Origin of the sequence: Pontibacter sp. MBLB2868, assembly GCF_051904785.1 — a bacterium.
Lineage (GTDB): Bacteria > Bacteroidota > Bacteroidia > Cytophagales > Hymenobacteraceae > Pontibacter.
Genome location: NZ_CP196710.1, coordinates 426,203 through 441,704 on the forward strand (window position 1 = coordinate 426,203; position 15,502 = coordinate 441,704).

14 protein-coding genes are annotated in these 15,502 nt (G+C 45.3%); 7 read left to right on the forward strand and 7 right to left on the reverse strand.

What is annotated here, in order from left to right:
• The first annotated feature begins 8 nt into the window (after nt 1-8).
• From ACSX1A_RS01840 to ACSX1A_RS01850, 3 genes are all read left to right on the forward strand, one after another.
• Nucleotides 9-1,901: an amidophosphoribosyltransferase gene (locus ACSX1A_RS01840; RefSeq protein WP_439881905.1), complete on the forward strand. Its 1,893-nt coding sequence runs from the start codon at nt 9-11 to the stop codon at nt 1,899-1,901.
• Between the two features lie 178 nt (nt 1,902-2,079).
• Nucleotides 2,080-3,408 (forward strand): T9SS type A sorting domain-containing protein, encoded by a 1,329-nt coding sequence (locus ACSX1A_RS01845; protein WP_439881906.1) that lies wholly within the window; start codon nt 2,080-2,082, stop codon nt 3,406-3,408.
• Between the two features lie 95 nt (nt 3,409-3,503).
• Nucleotides 3,504-4,747, forward strand: a protein-coding gene (locus ACSX1A_RS01850) for an IS3 family transposase (RefSeq protein WP_439881907.1) whose coding sequence is annotated in 2 segments (ribosomal slippage) — nt 3,504-3,846 and nt 3,846-4,747 — 1,245 coding nt in all. Because the reading frame shifts where the segments join, the coding sequence is not laid out codon by codon here.
• Nucleotides 4,748-4,789: 42 nt separating this feature from the next.
• Here the strand turns inward: ACSX1A_RS01850 and ACSX1A_RS01855 are convergent.
• The 4 genes from ACSX1A_RS01855 to ACSX1A_RS01870 all read right to left on the reverse strand — a co-directional run bounded on the left by ACSX1A_RS01855 (nt 4,790) and on the right by ACSX1A_RS01870 (nt 7,295).
• Nucleotides 4,790-5,116, reverse strand: a complete 327-nt coding sequence (locus ACSX1A_RS01855; RefSeq protein WP_439881908.1) for a HesB/IscA family protein — start codon at nt 5,114-5,116, stop codon at nt 4,790-4,792.
• A gap of 12 nt (nt 5,117-5,128) precedes the next feature.
• A complete protein-coding gene (locus ACSX1A_RS01860; protein WP_439881909.1) occupies nt 5,129-5,536 on the reverse strand; it encodes a hypothetical protein in 408 nt (135 codons plus the stop codon).
• A 13-nt stretch (nt 5,537-5,549) separates the two neighbouring features.
• Nucleotides 5,550-5,963: a Fe-S cluster assembly scaffold IscU gene (gene iscU / locus ACSX1A_RS01865; RefSeq protein WP_439881910.1), complete on the reverse strand. Its 414-nt coding sequence runs from the start codon at nt 5,961-5,963 to the stop codon at nt 5,550-5,552.
• Between the two features lie 117 nt (nt 5,964-6,080).
• Complete coding sequence (locus ACSX1A_RS01870; RefSeq protein ID WP_439881911.1) at nt 6,081-7,295, reverse strand: IscS subfamily cysteine desulfurase; 1,215 nt, start codon at nt 7,293-7,295, stop codon at nt 6,081-6,083.
• A gap of 116 nt (nt 7,296-7,411) precedes the next feature.
• Here ACSX1A_RS01870 and mce point away from each other — a divergent pair, with 116 nt between their 5' ends.
• From mce to ACSX1A_RS01885, 3 genes are all read left to right on the forward strand, one after another.
• Entirely contained in the window at nt 7,412-7,813 is a 402-nt protein-coding gene (gene mce / locus ACSX1A_RS01875; protein ID WP_439881912.1) for a methylmalonyl-CoA epimerase, read from the forward strand.
• Between the two features lie 65 nt (nt 7,814-7,878).
• On the forward strand, nt 7,879-8,451 hold the full coding sequence (locus ACSX1A_RS01880; protein ID WP_439881913.1) for an L-threonylcarbamoyladenylate synthase: 573 nt from the start codon (nt 7,879-7,881) through the stop codon (nt 8,449-8,451).
• Between the two features lie 97 nt (nt 8,452-8,548).
• Entirely contained in the window at nt 8,549-9,991 is a 1,443-nt protein-coding gene (locus ACSX1A_RS01885) for a CCA tRNA nucleotidyltransferase (RefSeq protein WP_439881914.1), read from the forward strand.
• Between the two features lie 30 nt (nt 9,992-10,021).
• Here the strand turns inward: ACSX1A_RS01885 and ACSX1A_RS01890 are convergent, their stop codons facing one another.
• The 3 genes from ACSX1A_RS01890 to ACSX1A_RS01900 form a co-directional block, all read right to left on the reverse strand.
• Entirely contained in the window at nt 10,022-10,903 is an 882-nt protein-coding gene (locus tag ACSX1A_RS01890) for a hypothetical protein (RefSeq protein WP_439881915.1), read from the reverse strand.
• Nucleotides 10,904-11,245: 342 nt separating this feature from the next.
• A complete protein-coding gene (locus ACSX1A_RS01895) occupies nt 11,246-13,756 on the reverse strand; it encodes a PspC domain-containing protein (protein WP_439881916.1) in 2,511 nt (836 codons plus the stop codon).
• Nucleotides 13,753-14,097, reverse strand: coding sequence for a PadR family transcriptional regulator (locus ACSX1A_RS01900; protein ID WP_439881917.1), 345 nt, complete (start codon nt 14,095-14,097; stop codon nt 13,753-13,755). The genes ACSX1A_RS01895 and ACSX1A_RS01900 overlap by 4 nt, the downstream gene beginning before the upstream one ends.
• 289 nt (nt 14,098-14,386) lie before the next feature.
• On the opposite strand from ACSX1A_RS01900, the gene ACSX1A_RS01905 reads away from it, so the two are divergent.
• Nucleotides 14,387-15,481, forward strand: a complete 1,095-nt coding sequence (locus ACSX1A_RS01905) for a PorV/PorQ family protein (RefSeq protein WP_439881918.1) — start codon at nt 14,387-14,389, stop codon at nt 15,479-15,481.
• Nucleotides 15,482-15,502 lie beyond the last annotated feature (21 nt).

Genomic DNA, 15,502 nt, shown 5'->3' on the forward strand with positions numbered 1-15,502 from the left:
TAACATCCATGAGCGACTCTATTAAGCACGAATGTGGCATTGCCCTGATCAGGCTCAGAAAACCGATCGAATATTATGTAGAGAAGTATGGTACCCCGATGTACGGCATAAACAAACTGTACTTGCTGATGCAAAAGCAGCATAACCGTGGTCAGGACGGAGCGGGAGTTGCCAGCATTAAAATAGACGCCCTCCCAGGCATTGATTATATCAACCGGTTTCGCTCCGTGAAGAACCGGGCAATTGATAGCATCTTTGGTAAGATAGGGAAGGAGTTTAAGAAGCTAAAGGAGGAAAATCCCCAGCATGCAGATGATACTGCCTGGATATGGGCTAATATGCCTTTTCTGGGTGATGTTTACCTGGGCCACCTGCGTTACGGTACGCATGGGCTGAACAGCGTAGACAATTGCCACCCCATGGTACGTGAAAATAACTGGCGAAGCAGAAGCCTTGCAGTAGCTGGTAACTTTAACATGACCAACGTAGATGAGCAGTTTCAGAAACTGATCGAACTTGGCCAGCACCCAAAGCATAAGACTGACACTACTACTGTGCTGGAGAAGATCGGCCATTTTCTGGATGAGGAGAACCAGCAGCTTTTTGATTCTTATAAAGACGACTATACCAATAAAGAGATTACTGGACTGATTGAAAGCAACCTGGATCTGCAACGGGTTCTAAAACGTGCTTGTAAGGATTTTGACGGTGGTTATGCCATGGCAGGTCTTACAGGCTACGGCGCTGCTTTTGTGGTTCGTGACCCCAATGGTATTCGTCCGGCTTATTACTATGAGGATGACGAGGTAGTTGTGATTGCATCTGAAAAACCAGCCATCAAAACAGCTTTTGATATTGATTACAGCCAGATAAAGGAGATCACACCCGGGCACGCGCTGATCGTTGATAAAGCGGGCAATCCAGAGCTGAAAGAGATACTTCCGCAGGGTGAGAAACTTTCCTGCAGCTTTGAGCGCATCTATTTCTCACGGGGTAACGACCCTGAAATTTATAATGAGCGCATGATGATGGGGCGGCTGCTTTGTCCGCAGATACTTAAAGCCATCAATTTCAACCTTAAGGATACAGTCTTTTCTTATATCCCAAATACTGCTGAGACCTCCTGGCTTGGTATGATGAAAGGTATAGAAGACTACCTGAGAGGTTACCGGAAGCAAGCCATTCTAAATAATAAGCTTACAGAGCAGGAACTGGATGAGATTTTACAGTATAAACCCCGTGCTCATAAGCTGGTTATTAAAGATGCCAAACTGCGTACGTTCATAACGGATAATAACAGCCGTGATGATCTGGTTACGCACGTGTATGATACTACCTACGAAGTGATTAAGAAAGGAGTGGATACGCTGGTTGTGTTGGATGACTCCATTGTTCGTGGTACCACTCTTGAGAAGAGTATCATTAAGATGCTCGACAAACTGGAGCCAAAGAAGATCATTATTGTGTCCTGTGCACCTCAGATCCGTTACCCTGACTGTTATGGTATAGATATGTCCAGGATGAAGGAATTTGTAGCTTTCAGAGCTTTGCTTGGTCTGTTGCACGATACCGGAAAAGAAAGTATGATTCAGGAGGTGTATCAGCAGTGTGTAGAGGCACAACATACGTCAGCTTTCTATGAGAAGAATTTTGTTCAGCAGCTGTACGACCAGTTTACAGCAGTCGAGATTTCTCAAAAAGTTTCTGAGATCGTTAAAGCTCCTGAGGTAAAAGCAGATGTGGAGGTAATCTACGAAACAATAGAAGACTTGCACCAGGCATGCCCTAATCATAAAGGTGATTGGTATTTTACAGGCAATTACCCTACTCCAGGCGGTACAGGCGTTGTGAACAGAGCTTTTATGAACTTTGTGGAAAATAAAGCCGGAAGAGCATATTAAGTACAGCTTATTATATAAAAGGCCTGCTCCTGATCAAGGGGCAGGCCTTTTTTTATGCATTGGATATTTTCTATAAAATAGCTTTAACTAATTGAACTTAAGCAAGGTGGTGCAGGTTGGGAGTTAATCAGAAACCACGGTGGATGAGCAGCTTTCTATCTAATATATTTTGCTTAAAATGAGTGAAACTTTTACCTCTTTCAGAAAAGCTATCGCCTTAACGCTACTAGCTGCTTATGTAAGTTTTTCTGCTTCAGCACAGGTAAGTATGGGTATGTATACTACCTCTTACACACAAAACTTTGACGGCTTGCCTGTTAAAGTTAATGGCACCTGGGCAAGTGGAGCAGAATATTTCGCGGGTTGGAAACTCCATCGTACTAAACCTGATATTACCGCAAAGGATGGTACAAAGACCGAGCTTAATGCGCTGACCGTAAATACAGGTACAAGCAACACTGGTGGTTTGTATAGCTATGGCGCTACAGATGCCTTTGACAGAGCATTGGGCTCTATCGGTTCTCTTAATTACGGGGAATTCGCATACGGTTTGTTGCTGCAAAATAACACCGGCAGTACGGTGCAATCACTTAATGTAAGTTACATAGGGGAACAGTGGCGCAGCGCCAACAGTACCACGGATATCCATCGCATAACTTTCTGGTATGCCATCAGCAACGATAAAAATACATTTAACCTCTGGCCCTCAGGCGACAAAGGCTGGACGCAGGTAAATGAGCTAACTTTCCTGTCACCGGTTTATAAAAGTGCCGGATCACCACTTAACGGAAACCTTGGAGCTAACAGGCGCTACTTAACCCATACATTGCAGGTGAGCGTGCCGCCAGGTTACTACATTATGCTTCGTTGGAAGGATGCAGACGAGCCCGAGGCAGACCATGGTTTGGCAATTGACGACGTGAGCCTAAGCTGGAGAACGGACGCACTGGCCGGCCCCAGCCCACTGCCAGTAGAGCTTATGGGGTTTAAGGCTAAAGTAGTTGATAGGGACGTAATCCTGGAATGGAAAACTGCGATGGAAGAATCGAACGATCATTTTGTTATTGAAAGAAGCATTGACACGCGTACTTTTGAAGGAATAGGCATAGCCCAAGGAAACGGTAATACGAAGCAGATAAGTAACTACAGATTTATTGATGAACGGCCTTTGTTAGGTATGTCGTACTATCGGCTGAAGCAAGTGGATGAAGATGGCACCTACACGTATTCATCGCTTGTTAGTGTAGCACGATCTCCCGGAGAGCAGGAGGTGAGCGTTTATCCCACTACCACATCTGATTCAATTACTATTGAGTATGAGGCAGTAATAGCCCTTAACAGGGCTACAGTTATTGATGTAATGGGAAAGAAAGTGCTTGATGTGCCACTGCCGGTTCAAAACAATCAGCATGTAATAAATTTAAGCAGGCTAGGTAGCAGCACTTATTTGTTAATATTACAGGACGTGAACGGCAGATCTTTTACTAGAAGGGTGAGAAAGATATAATTTTATATTCAGCTAACAAAAAAAGGTCGCTTGTACAAGCGACCTTTTTTTATGCCAATGAGTCGTCCTAGAATAAGTTGACACTATTTAGACTTATGCAAGGAAAAGAAGAAACAGGTTGCAGCAGACGCAGCAGTCGTGATTATCCGCTAGGCTTTAAACTGGCTGTTGTCAGGCAGGTTGAAGAAGGCGAGCTAACCTACAAGCAGGCCCAGCGCCATTACGGGATCCAGGGGCGCTCCACGGTTTTAGTGTGGCTTCGGAAACACGGCCGGTTGGATTGGCGTTATCCCGGTATACACACACGTATGAAAGAAGCCGAAACACCCGCCCAAAAGATCAAGCGCCTGGAGCGCGAACTCTCTGATGAACGTCTCCGCAGGCAGGTTCTCGAGAAGATGGTAGAGGACATTGACCAGCAGCTTGGCACTGGTTTTTCAAAAAAGCCCTTACCCGGACAATGTGGTTCTTCCAGAAAGAGAAAAGCGTGAGCCTGTCGCGTCTCTCTTCTTTGTTCGGGTGCAGCAGGCAATCGCTCTACCAGCTGAGGGCGCGGCAAACCAGGCGCGCAGCACAACTGGCCCCTGTCAGGGAACTGGTGCAGGAGGTGCGCCGGCAGCTGCCCCGGGTGGGTGCCCGTAAGCTCCACTACCTGCTCTCGGCACAGTTGCAGGAGCAAGGCGTCAAGCTGGGCCGTGACGGGCTGTTTGCTTATCTGCGCACAGAGCACCTGCTTATCGCCCCCCGCCGCAGCTACACCAAAACCACCCACTCCAAACACTGGCTCAGGAAATACCCCAATCTGGTGAAAGAACTGGCCGTAGAGCGGGCAGAGCAGGTGTTTGTCTCTGACATCACGTATGTCAAAAGCCGGCAGCGCACCCATTACCTCTCGCTGGTCACCGATGCCTTCAGCCGCCGCATCATGGGCTATGCCCTGAGCGACGACCTGAGCGCCGAGAGTGTGGGCAAGGCCCTGAAGATGGCTGTGAAGGAACGCAAGACGACTTTGCCGCTCATCCACCACTCGGACCGCGGGCTGCAGTACTGCTCGCAGCACTACCAGCGCATCCTGCAAAAGCACAGTATCCAGCCTTCCATGACCGATGGGTATGACTGCTACCAGAATGCATTGGCTGAACGCATGAACGGCATACTCAAAGAGGAGTTCCTGATTTACCCCTGTAATACCAGACAGGAACTGGATGTGCTCGTAAAACAGGCAGTGGAAAGCTACAACACCCGAAGGCCTCACCTGAGCCTGAGGATGCTGACACCACAGCAGGTACATGAAAAAACCTGTGAGCCAAGGCCCACAGGTTCTGTAAAATCATCGTAAAACCTGTCAACTTATTTTAGGACGGGTCACTGAATGGCTACTTTATACCGAGAAGCTGTCGCCGCAGCCACAGGTACGGGTGGCATTTGGGTTGTTAAAGTAGAAACCTTTACCATTCAGGCCATCTGAGAAATCAAGCTCAGTGCCAGCCAGATATAAAAAGCTCTTCATATCTACCACAACCTTTATTCCTTTATCTTCAAACTCCTGGTCCATCGGCTTCACCTCATCATCAAAGTCAAGGTTGTACGATAAACCGGAGCAGCCACCACCCGCAACAGAAGCACGCAGGCGAAATGTGTCATCAAGCTGCGCATCTTGCTTCAGCTTTAGAACCTTTTCTTTTGCTTTATCTGAAACTGTGATCATAGAACTTTTAATTTAGGAGACAGGGTTTAATACGACACTGAAAACAGTGATGGTATTCATGTCTCGTCCGTAGTATAATTTATCCAGCGCCTCATACATGTTGCGGGCTCTGAAGTAAGAAGTCTGCAACTCCTTATCGTCATGAGCCATCCACTGCACAGTAAACGAGCTCTCCTGGTCACGATAATTCTGAACGTAGTCCAGCATTTTGCGCAACACATCCAGCCTGTCGTATCCGGTTTCGGAATGAAAAAGGAAAGACTGCTGGTGGCGCGGATTAATCGTGATCAGGTCGAGGCGCAGTTTATTATCAATCTGCCTGAATTCAAAAAGCAGACTGTTACCGCTTATGCCTAAGTGGTTTTCGATCTGCTTTTGAATGCGTGCACTTTCTACGTGCACATCAGTTGTTGACTCCATTGAGTCCGGTTTCTTAGTGGTGAGACTTTGGCATCTCCAGTTCTGGAAGGCCGTTTTTCACTCTATAGTCGTTGATCGCTGTTTTGATAGCATCTTCGGCAAGTACAGAGCAGTGAATTTTTACTGGAGGTAAAGCCAGTTCTTCCACGATAGCCATGTTATCAATGGCCAGTGCCTCATCAACAGTCTTGCCTTTCAACCACTCAGTAGCCAATGAAGAAGATGCGATAGCAGATCCACATCCGAAAGTCTTGAACTTAGCGTCAGTGATTACCTGGTTCTCATCTACCTCAATCTGCAGACGCATTACGTCACCACACTCAGGGGCACCTACAAGACCGGTACCAACGTTATTTTTAGATTTATCTAGCGTACCTACATTACGAGGATTGCTATAATGATCGATTACTTTATCTGAATAAGCCATAGCTTTTATTTAATTAAAAATTAAAATTATCAATTAGAAATTAAAACCAGAAGTGAAAAATCAGAAGGGCTGGATTAGCACCTTTTCTAATTTCAACTTCTAATCTTTAATTCGATTTTAGTGTTCTGCCCACTCAATAGAGTTAAGGTCAATACCTTCTTTAAACATTTCCCACAGCGGAGACAGTTCACGAAGTTTGTGTACAGCTTCTTTTACGTGGCCGATGGCATAGTCGATCTCTTCATCGGTTGTGAAACGGCTCAAGCCGAAACGTAAAGAAGAGTGTGCCAGGTCGTCACTTAAGCCCAAAGCTTTTAAAACATAAGAAGGTTCCAGGGAGGCAGAAGTACAGGCAGAACCAGAAGATACGGCCAAATCCTTCACACCCATCATCAGACCTTCTCCTTCTACATACTTAAAGGAAATGTTTGATACGTGTGGCAGGCGATGCTCTGTTGAACCGTTAACATAAGACTCCTCAATAGTGGTTAACTCACGCTCCAGTCTGTCACGCATAGCTGCGATACGCTTTGTATCTGACTCCATGTCCTGTTTTGCCAGCTCGGCAGCTTTACCCAGGCCAACAATACCTGGTACGTTAAGCGTACCTGAACGCATGCCGCGCTCGTGTCCGCCACCATCCATCTGGGCAGTAACTTTAACACGTGGGTTCTTACGACGCACGTAAAGCGCACCAACACCTTTCGGACCATACATTTTGTGGCCGGAAAAAGCCATCAGGTCGATACCGTCAGCTTCAACGTCCACTGGTATTTTACCTACTGCCTGTGTCGCATCCGTGAAGAACAGGATGCCGTGCTTCTTAGCAATGGCAGATATTTCACGGATCGGCTGAATAACACCAATCTCGTTATTAGCATACATGATAGAGATCAGGATCGTTTTATCTGTGATAGCTTCTTCCAGCTGCTTCAGATCGATCAGGCCTTTTTCATCTACCTGCAGATAAGTAACTTTACCGCCAATTTTCTCGATATGCTTACACGTATCCAGTACTGCTTTATGCTCAGTGGTAGCTGTAATAATATGATTTCCTTTGGAAGCATACATCTCATAAACACCTTTAATAGCAAGGTTGTCTGATTCTGTAGCGCCTGAGGTAAAGATGATTTCCTTTGGAGAACAATTGATAAGGGCTGCGATTTGCTCGCGTGCATAATCAACGGCCTCTTCTGCCTGCCAGCCAAACGGGTGGTTACGGGAAGCGGCATTACCAAACATGTTTGTCATGTATGGCATCATGGCATCCAGCACACGCGGGTCTAGCGGCGTAGTAGCATTGTTATCCAGGTATATCGGTAGTGTTAGCATATAAATCGAATTTCTAATTTTTATCCTGTTACCTAAACAGTTTAAAGAAATTATTAGTTTTGAATCAGGGGCAAAATTAACAAAAAAACCTTACTTAGACTAATTACAAATTGAAAATGAAAAACGTAGAACATATAGGGATCGCTGTAAAAGATTTTAGCGCCGCAAATGGCTTGTACTTTAAACTGCTGGGGGTAGAACCATATAAAACTGAGTTTGTTGCATCTGAAAATGTTAATACCTCTTTCTTTAGAGTTGGAGATACTAAGATTGAGCTGCTTGAGGGCACAACGCCAGATAGTGCGATCAGTAAATTTATAGAAAAACGGGGAGAGGGCATTCATCACATTGCTTTTGAGGTCGAAGATATTTACGCCGAAATGGAGCGGTTAAAGCAGGAAGGCTTTACCCTGCTGAACGAACAGCCCAAAAAAGGAGCTGATAATAAATTGGTTTGCTTCGTACATCCAAAGAGCGCAGGCGGAGTGCTGGTAGAACTTACACAGGAGATCAGGTAAATTTCCGTTTTACGTCAGCCAGTTGTATCGCAACCAGCGGCAAAAACATTTTAACTATTACGCTTATGAGCCAGTTATTGAAAGAAATACAGGCAGCAGAGGAAGAAATTATTCTAGGCAATGTCATTCTTTATCCAACTGATACAGTTTGGGGAATTGGCTGTGATGCCGAGAATGAACAGGCTGTAAAGAAGATATTTGAAATTAAAGAACGGGCGGAGTCAAAATCTGTGATCCTGCTGATGGCTGACCTTGATATGTTGAGGCGCTATGTAAAAGAAGTGCCTGCAGCACTGGAGAAGTTGATAGATGAGCAGCAGAGGCCCACTACTTTTGTGCTATCCGGTGCTCAAAATTTACCAAAACAGGTTATTGCTGAAGATGGTAGTATAGCAGTGCGTTTAACGAAGGAAGAGTTTTGCCACAGACTGATCCGGCAAGTGGGTAGACCGCTTGTTTCTACGTCAGCTAACATTAGCGGTGAGCCGGCTCCTGCTTCTTTCAAAGATGTTTCGGAAGAGATTAAGAAGCGGGTAGATTATGTGGTGCGCTGGCGGCAGGGCGAGGACATCGAAGCAAAGCCATCACGTATCATTAAAATAGCGCCTGGTGGTGAGCAGCATGTTTTGCGCGATTAACGGCTTGTATGCTGTTTAGCGTAAGGCTTTCAATATAATACCTTATTTTTGCACCTCAGGCCGCCAAATATTGGTCTGAGGTGTTTGATTTTTACTGATGGATAAGATACAATTACCAGCACATTCTATATTTGAAGTAGTAGCCGAAGCAGCGGCAGAATTAGGGGTTGAAGCATATGTAATAGGTGGCTTTGTACGTGACTTGGTGCTCAAGAGGCCGTCTAAAGATATCGATGTAGTGTGTGTGGGAGATGGAATTGCCCTGGCTGCTATGGTTGCTCAGAAGCTGCCACACAAACCTAAAGTATCCATCTTTAAAAACTTTGGTACGGCCATGCTGCGCGACGGAGACTGGGAGGTGGAATTTGTAGGTGCCCGAAAAGAATCTTACCGGGAGCACTCCCGCAAGCCTGAAGTAGAGCAGGGGACACTGGATGATGACCTGAAACGCCGCGATTTTACTATAAACGCGCTTGGCATCAGCCTGAACAAACAGAATTACGGTGAGCTGATAGATGAGTTTGAAGGGATTAAGGACATGAAGCGTCAGTTGATCCGGACACCCTTGGAACCTGGCATCACGTTCTCCGATGATCCGCTGCGCATGATGCGTGCCATCCGCTTTGCCTCGCAACTAGGTTTTGATATAGACCCGGATACGTTCGATGCCATCATTGATAACAAGGATCGGATCAAAATTGTGTCCCAGGAACGTATTACAGATGAATTAAATAAAATTATACTTTCCCCGACCCCTAGCTACGGTTTTAAACTATTGTTTGCCTCCGGACTGCTTCATTTGATCTTTCCTAAAATGGTGGAGTTGCAGGGGGTGGAGACTAAGAACGGAAACTCCCATAAAGATAACTTTTACCATACTTTGCAAGTGCTTGACAATGTTGCAGGAGTGTCAGATGACCTGTGGCTTCGCTGGTCAGCCATTATGCATGATATTGCCAAGCCAGACACGAAGCGTTATCACCCGAAAGCCGGCTGGACCTTTCATGGGCACGAGGACAAGGGCGCACGAATGGTGCCCAAGTTGTTCCGTGACCTGAAGCTGCCTCTTAATGAGCACATGAAGTTGGTTCAGAAACTGGTGCGTCTGCACCTTCGCCCGATAGCATTGGTTAAAGAAACTGTAACAGATTCTGCTATCCGAAGGCTACTATTTGAAGCGGGAGATGATATTGACGCATTAATGAAGCTTTGCCGTGCCGACATCACCTCTAAAAATGACACGAAAGTAAAGCGTTACCTGCAGAATTTTGACAAAGTAGAGAAACGCCTGGTAGAGGTGGAGGAGAGTGATAAGTTGCGCAACTTCCAGCCAGTGATCACCGGCGAGATCATAATGGAAACGTTTGGCTTGAATCCTTCCAAAGAAGTAGGACACTTGAAAGAAGTACTGACAGAAGCTATTCTGGAAGGAAAGGTGAAGAATGAATTCAATGACGCGTATGCCTTCCTTTTAAAGAAAGGAAGTGAGATGGGCTTGACAGTAGAAAAGCCTTTGGCATTTATTGAAAAAGGAGAATAGCTAGTGACAGCTACTCTCCTTTATTAATTCTTATTTCAAGACACATTTTATGGCCTCTGCCTGCATTGGTACATGATTACGGCCAACTACTGCAAAAACTTTTTCTCCTTGTAAAACAGCGTTGGTCAGGAGCCGGTACATGTATAAATCCCTGAATTCACTACTGTGGCGGTTGATATCGTTAGTGAACTGCCCCCCTGTATCTTCTCCGTTACTATCTGGCTTAAACCATGCTGTAGGTGCCTCCCACCAGTTAGCTGGGGCAGACCAGTACTTCTCATAGGCAGGCTGTAATGATTCTACATTTGGTAGTACAGTTGCAAAGGCTGGTACCATGCTGTTCGCTTTCGAGAGTAACTGGGCAATGGCTGCTTTTATCTGCGCTTCATTCATCCCTTTTCGTTCCCGAAGCCTGCTGGCTTCCCGAAGTATAAAGAATAGTTTGATCTGCTCGGGTGTAAACTGCTTTAAGGACAATAAGTAGTTCACCTCATCCTGCGGACCAGGCTCCAGTGACTGCGCTTTAATACCTGCGGTTTTTGCAAGAAATCGTACATAGCCAGATTCTCCGAATTTGTTAATGGTTTCTGCCTCTGTTTCGGCTGTACCTCGGTCTGGTCCTTCAAAAAAAGCAATAGTGGGTTTTTGTGAATCCCAAGTCTTACGAAGGGTGGTGAACTGTGGATGTGTGGTGTCATCAGAGTGGGATGCGCCAATGTACTCTAAATTCCCTCCGTTACTGGCTGAAACATTTAGCGACCACTCTGTTGCTGGTGTTTCTTTCCAGTTTAAGTAGGAAATGAGTTTAGTGTCGCAGTTAGAAGTACCTTGACTCTGTGCCTGGACGGCTGGAGAATTAAGCAAGCCTGAAGTAACAGCTGCTATTACAAGTGCAGGAATGTGTTTGAACATAGTTTTATAGTATAAGTGGACAATGAAAAAAGCTGAAGTATATGCTGGCGTGGATAGGGCAGAGCCAACAGAAGGGGAAGATGAAAGGCTTGTAAGCGTGAAGTAAATTGTTGGAGTAAATCTTTAATTCGGATCAATTCCGCAAAAAAGCCTACCCCAACAATTTCAAATAATCACTAAACACAACTAAACAAACAATCTCTTTAAAAACACCGGTTTTTTGTGCGCTGATGGCAATTACCGGTGAAATAAGTTATGAAGGCAGCACCTGACACTGTTTGAAGCAAAAGATGCTGCCTGTAAGTTTTATTTTGTACTAAATGGCAGTAAATAAATCGTAAGCTATCTTCGCTTAATGCTGCTTGGACCTGAACTATCAAGTATTGTCTCTTTGGGGTTACCTCTGTAGGTGATGTGGCTTGTGCCTGATGCATCGGCCCGCAAAGAAGAGGAAGCATAAACTTCAGCAACACTGGCACCTGTCAGATCCAGATCCACATCATTGGCACGCAAGCCTACTGCGTCAATGCCACAGGCACCTGTTGCATCCAACTCAAAGTTATTGGCACGGCCTGTGAACTTACTGATTGAGGCACCTGAAATATCTACTTTCAGATCGCGAACATCCAAGTTTGCAGTTGATTTTATAGCTCCCGATAAGCTCATGTTCAATCTGTCGGTGTCAATGCGGCCAATATCGGCTTTAATGGCACCAGATAAATCAATGCTTTCGAAGTCAGGGGCTGTAATCTGGATCAATACTGGTTCTCGGTCGTCAAAAAGGCGGAAGAAACGCTCATCAGTTTCGATAGAGAGCTTATCTCCACGCTTATTAAATTCCATGTGGCGTACGTCATCCTGATCACCGCGCACGCGCACGCTGTAGTTGTTCCCCTGCACGATTTGCACGTGGTATGGACCGGAAATTTCCAGACGGCTGAAGTCTCTGTAGTTGTATGAGCGTACATTACTGCTGTACTCGTCTTCATCTAAAAGTACGCTGCCGCTCACTCTTACTGTTCCATCGGCAACGTTAAAATCCATGTCATCATCATTAAAATCTGAATTAAAACCAGTTTCGGTTTCAGCGTCCAGGGTATCAGTTGCACAGGTTAAGCATTCCAGTTGATCCCCTTTTACCTGCCAGGTGTTACGAACAATTTTATCGCTGCTGTAATCCTCAGTGAAAGTAGCACTTGGCAGCATGTAAATAAACTCTCGTGTGAGGCGCAGGGGCTTATTTTTCGGTAGTTTAAGCACGATATTCAACTCCTGGTCACGGAACACAGCACCATCCTTAAACTCATAGCTGTTATCAAAGCGAATTACGGAATCCTGTTGTACTACCCGGTAAGATATCATGCGGGCATTTCGTTTCGCCTCTTCTTCAGTTTTTCCTTTTGCCTCGGCATGTTGAATAACTTCTACCTCGCTGCTGTTCGATTCCTGTACATCAATAAAGATGCGGTCGAAGTCCATGTTGTTATCGTAAGCGTCGAGCACAAGCGTGCCATAATTTGCCGCCGGAATGGTTTTGGCAGTGACTACTTCACCGCTTCTTCGGAAGTTGCTGCTGAACATTACTCCTGTAGCAACAAGGGTGAATAAACTTACCAGCCAAACACCAAACATAGACCAACCCACAATAGGACGAAGGAACGTGCGCTTAATTAACAGACTGACAGCCAGGATAATCAATAGTAGGAGTGGGATAAGCCCTACAATAAAACCCGCCACCAGTCCGAGCCTGGGAAATCCGTTCAGGAACACAGAGGCCGGGAAGTCACCCATTACCATGTACTGTGATTCTTCCACGAAACCCAGGGACACAAAAAAGGCAGAAAACAAACCAATTGTTAATCCGATAGAAACTATCAGAAGTATAACTCCTGCACCTATCCTGATCAGGGTGATCAGGAAGGCTAGTATAGGGCCTAGGGCAGTGCCTAACCAGTTAATGATCTGTGAGATCAACCTTATTGGTAACAGAATGATCTTTGCCAAAGTGCTTTCTTCACCATTGTTGTCACGCATGTTCAGGTTGGTCTTTAGCGTTTGTTCTATACCTGCCAGCGTAACAGGGTCGCCCTGCATCTGCATGCGCTCTGTTAATGTAACGGCCTCAGGCATTGCGATCCAGAGCACGATGTAAGCTAGTATGCCGAAGCCACCTGCAAAAATCAAAATCAGGAACAAAACACGTATAACTGCTACATCCACACCGAAATATTTAGCTATACCGCTGGCCACGCCAGCTAATTTCTTGTCTTCAGGGTCGCGGAAAAGCTTTTTTACAGTGGTTTCAGGAAGAAACTCACTTTGTGGCATTGCAATCCAAAGCACTACATATATGATGACCCCTGTAGCGGCTGACACACCTGCAGAAACAACACCCAGCAGCACCAGCAAAACAAAGAAGAGTCTGATCCAGAGCGGATCCACCTTCAGGTAGTTTGCCATACCAGCACACACTCCGCTTATCACTTTGTGGTTGATGTCACGGTAGAGTTTCTTAGGCCCTTCGGTAGTGTAGGTGCTATTTGCATCAGGTCCAGGGGCAGCATGAGGGATTTCTTCATCCATCGGCTCCAGAACTTCAAAGTCAGTAACGTCCCCCATTCTAGCTATAAGGTACTCTACATCGTCCAGTGAAATGACCTGCTTACCAGGGGCTAGTCTTGCAGAGAAAATTTCGGCAATACGAGCCTCAATATCGGCCACAATCTCTTCATGCCCCTCATAGTTGGAGAAGTACGTTCTGATAGAAGCCAGGTATCTGCTAAGCTGCTCGTAACCATCCTCCTCGATATGGAAGATGATGCCTTGCAAGTTGATACTTATATTCTTTTTCATAATTGCTGAGATTTCTTGTTGTGGATAATGAATTCGGTGGAGTCAACTAGTTCTAGCCAGGTAGCGCGGAGTTGTTCTAAAAAGTCGCGGCCTGTTTCGGTAAGCTTGTAATACTTTCGTGGGGGCCCGGAGGTAGACTCCTGCCAGTTATATTCTAGAAGCGACGCGTTCTTAAGGCGGGTAAGCAGCGGGTAGAGAGTGCCCTCTACTACGATCATTTTAGCTGCTGTAAGCTCTTCCAGCATGTCAGACGCATATACTTCACCACGAGAGATAATCTCCAGTATGCAGAATTCGAGAATTCCCTTCCTCATCTGCACTTGTGTGTTTTCTACTTTCATGATGATTCTGTTATAATGTTGAAGCAAAGATAATATAAGGTACTATGTAAAGCAAGGTACTGTTTAAAATTTATTACGAAAGATTTTAATAATGGTTATCAGGGTTAAGCATTATGATTTTAATTAACTATTTTTGGATAAAAATATAATTAAGTAAAAGTCAACTAAATAGACTGGTAGCGTGTTTAAGGAGCATCTTTGAAAAGCCTTAACTCTAAATTTCCGGGTTCAAAAAGACTTTTATAACTTGTCTCGATTTGATTGATGCAGAAACGCTTACAGGATATGTATGAATAGATTTACCCTTGCAGCTTTAGGATTGCTTATACTTTTGGCCAGCTTTTCTGCTACAGCGCAGGTGGCTACTCCAAAGTATAGCAATGAGTTTTTAAATATTGGTGTTGGTGCCCGTGCCCTGGGTATGGGAAATGTACAGTCGGCTATTGTAAACGATGCTACAGCCGGCTATTGGAACCCAGCTGGTTTGCTAAACCTCAGTAGGAAACATAACATAGCACTGATGCACTCGGAACTGTTTGCCGGAATCGCCAAAAATGACTTTGGCAGTTATGCGATGCCCTTAGATTCGAGCAGTGCCTTAGCTGTTTCCGTAATCAGATTAGCAGTAGACGATATTGCTGATACCCGCCGCTTGCAGAATGAGTATGGTTACATCCAATATGATAGTATAAAATTCTTCTCGGTAGCTGATTACGCAATGCTTGTTTCCTATGCACGCCGAAGTCACCTGGTGGAGGGATTACAACTGGGAGCCAGTGCTAAAATTATTTACCGCAATGTAGGCGAGTTCGCCAATGCTTATGGGTTCGGGATAGATGCCGGGGCGCAACTTACAAGAGGAAGCTGGCAGTTTGGATTGATGGCAAAAGACATTACAACAACTTTCACTGCCTGGACACATAATGTGGAGGCGCTGGAGGAAGCATACCAGCAAACCGGAAACGACCTGCCAGAGAGTTCCGCTGAACTGACCCTGCCGCGCCTTATTCTGGGAGCAGGAAAGTCTTTTCAGTTTAATGATAAAATATCCGCGTTGCTCGCAGCAGATTTAGACTTTACATTTGACGGCAAACGAAACGTACTCCTCAAGTCAGGTGTAGTTTCCATGGATCCTCATGTTGGTATAGAGCTAGCCTACGCAAATACTGTGTTTGTGCGCGGCGGCTTAAATAATTATCAGGAAACGAAAAGTTTTGATGGAAGCACCAGCAAGCGTATGCAACCAAATTTTGGCGTTGGTTTTACAACGAAAGGATTAAATTTTGACTTAGCCATGTCAAGGGTAAATGATAAGGAGGCAAATTCCATTTCGGGCAGCGGCACCTCATCGGTGATTATCTCCTTTGGTTATTCCTTTAACTAATTGTATAACAAATAAGCTTTA

Coding starts and splice junctions, on each gene's coding strand:
- ACSX1A_RS01840 (WP_439881905.1), top strand. CDS start 9: ATGAGCGACTCTATTAAGCACGAATGTGGCATTGCCCTGATCAGGCTC.
- ACSX1A_RS01845 (WP_439881906.1), top strand. CDS start 2,080: ATGAGTGAAACTTTTACCTCTTTCAGAAAAGCTATCGCCTTAACGCTA.
- ACSX1A_RS01855 (WP_439881908.1), bottom strand. CDS start 5,116: ATGATCACAGTTTCAGATAAAGCAAAAGAAAAGGTTCTAAAGCTGAAG.
- ACSX1A_RS01860 (WP_439881909.1), bottom strand. CDS start 5,536: ATGGAGTCAACAACTGATGTGCACGTAGAAAGTGCACGCATTCAAAAG.
- iscU (WP_439881910.1), bottom strand. CDS start 5,963: ATGGCTTATTCAGATAAAGTAATCGATCATTATAGCAATCCTCGTAAT.
- ACSX1A_RS01870 (WP_439881911.1), bottom strand. CDS start 7,295: ATGCTAACACTACCGATATACCTGGATAACAATGCTACTACGCCGCTA.
- mce (WP_439881912.1), top strand. CDS start 7,412: ATGAAAAACGTAGAACATATAGGGATCGCTGTAAAAGATTTTAGCGCC.
- ACSX1A_RS01880 (WP_439881913.1), top strand. CDS start 7,879: ATGAGCCAGTTATTGAAAGAAATACAGGCAGCAGAGGAAGAAATTATT.
- ACSX1A_RS01885 (WP_439881914.1), top strand. CDS start 8,549: ATGGATAAGATACAATTACCAGCACATTCTATATTTGAAGTAGTAGCC.
- ACSX1A_RS01890 (WP_439881915.1), bottom strand. CDS start 10,903: ATGTTCAAACACATTCCTGCACTTGTAATAGCAGCTGTTACTTCAGGC.
- ACSX1A_RS01895 (WP_439881916.1), bottom strand. CDS start 13,756: ATGAAAAAGAATATAAGTATCAACTTGCAAGGCATCATCTTCCATATC.
- ACSX1A_RS01900 (WP_439881917.1), bottom strand. CDS start 14,097: ATGAAAGTAGAAAACACACAAGTGCAGATGAGGAAGGGAATTCTCGAA.
- ACSX1A_RS01905 (WP_439881918.1), top strand. CDS start 14,387: ATGAATAGATTTACCCTTGCAGCTTTAGGATTGCTTATACTTTTGGCC.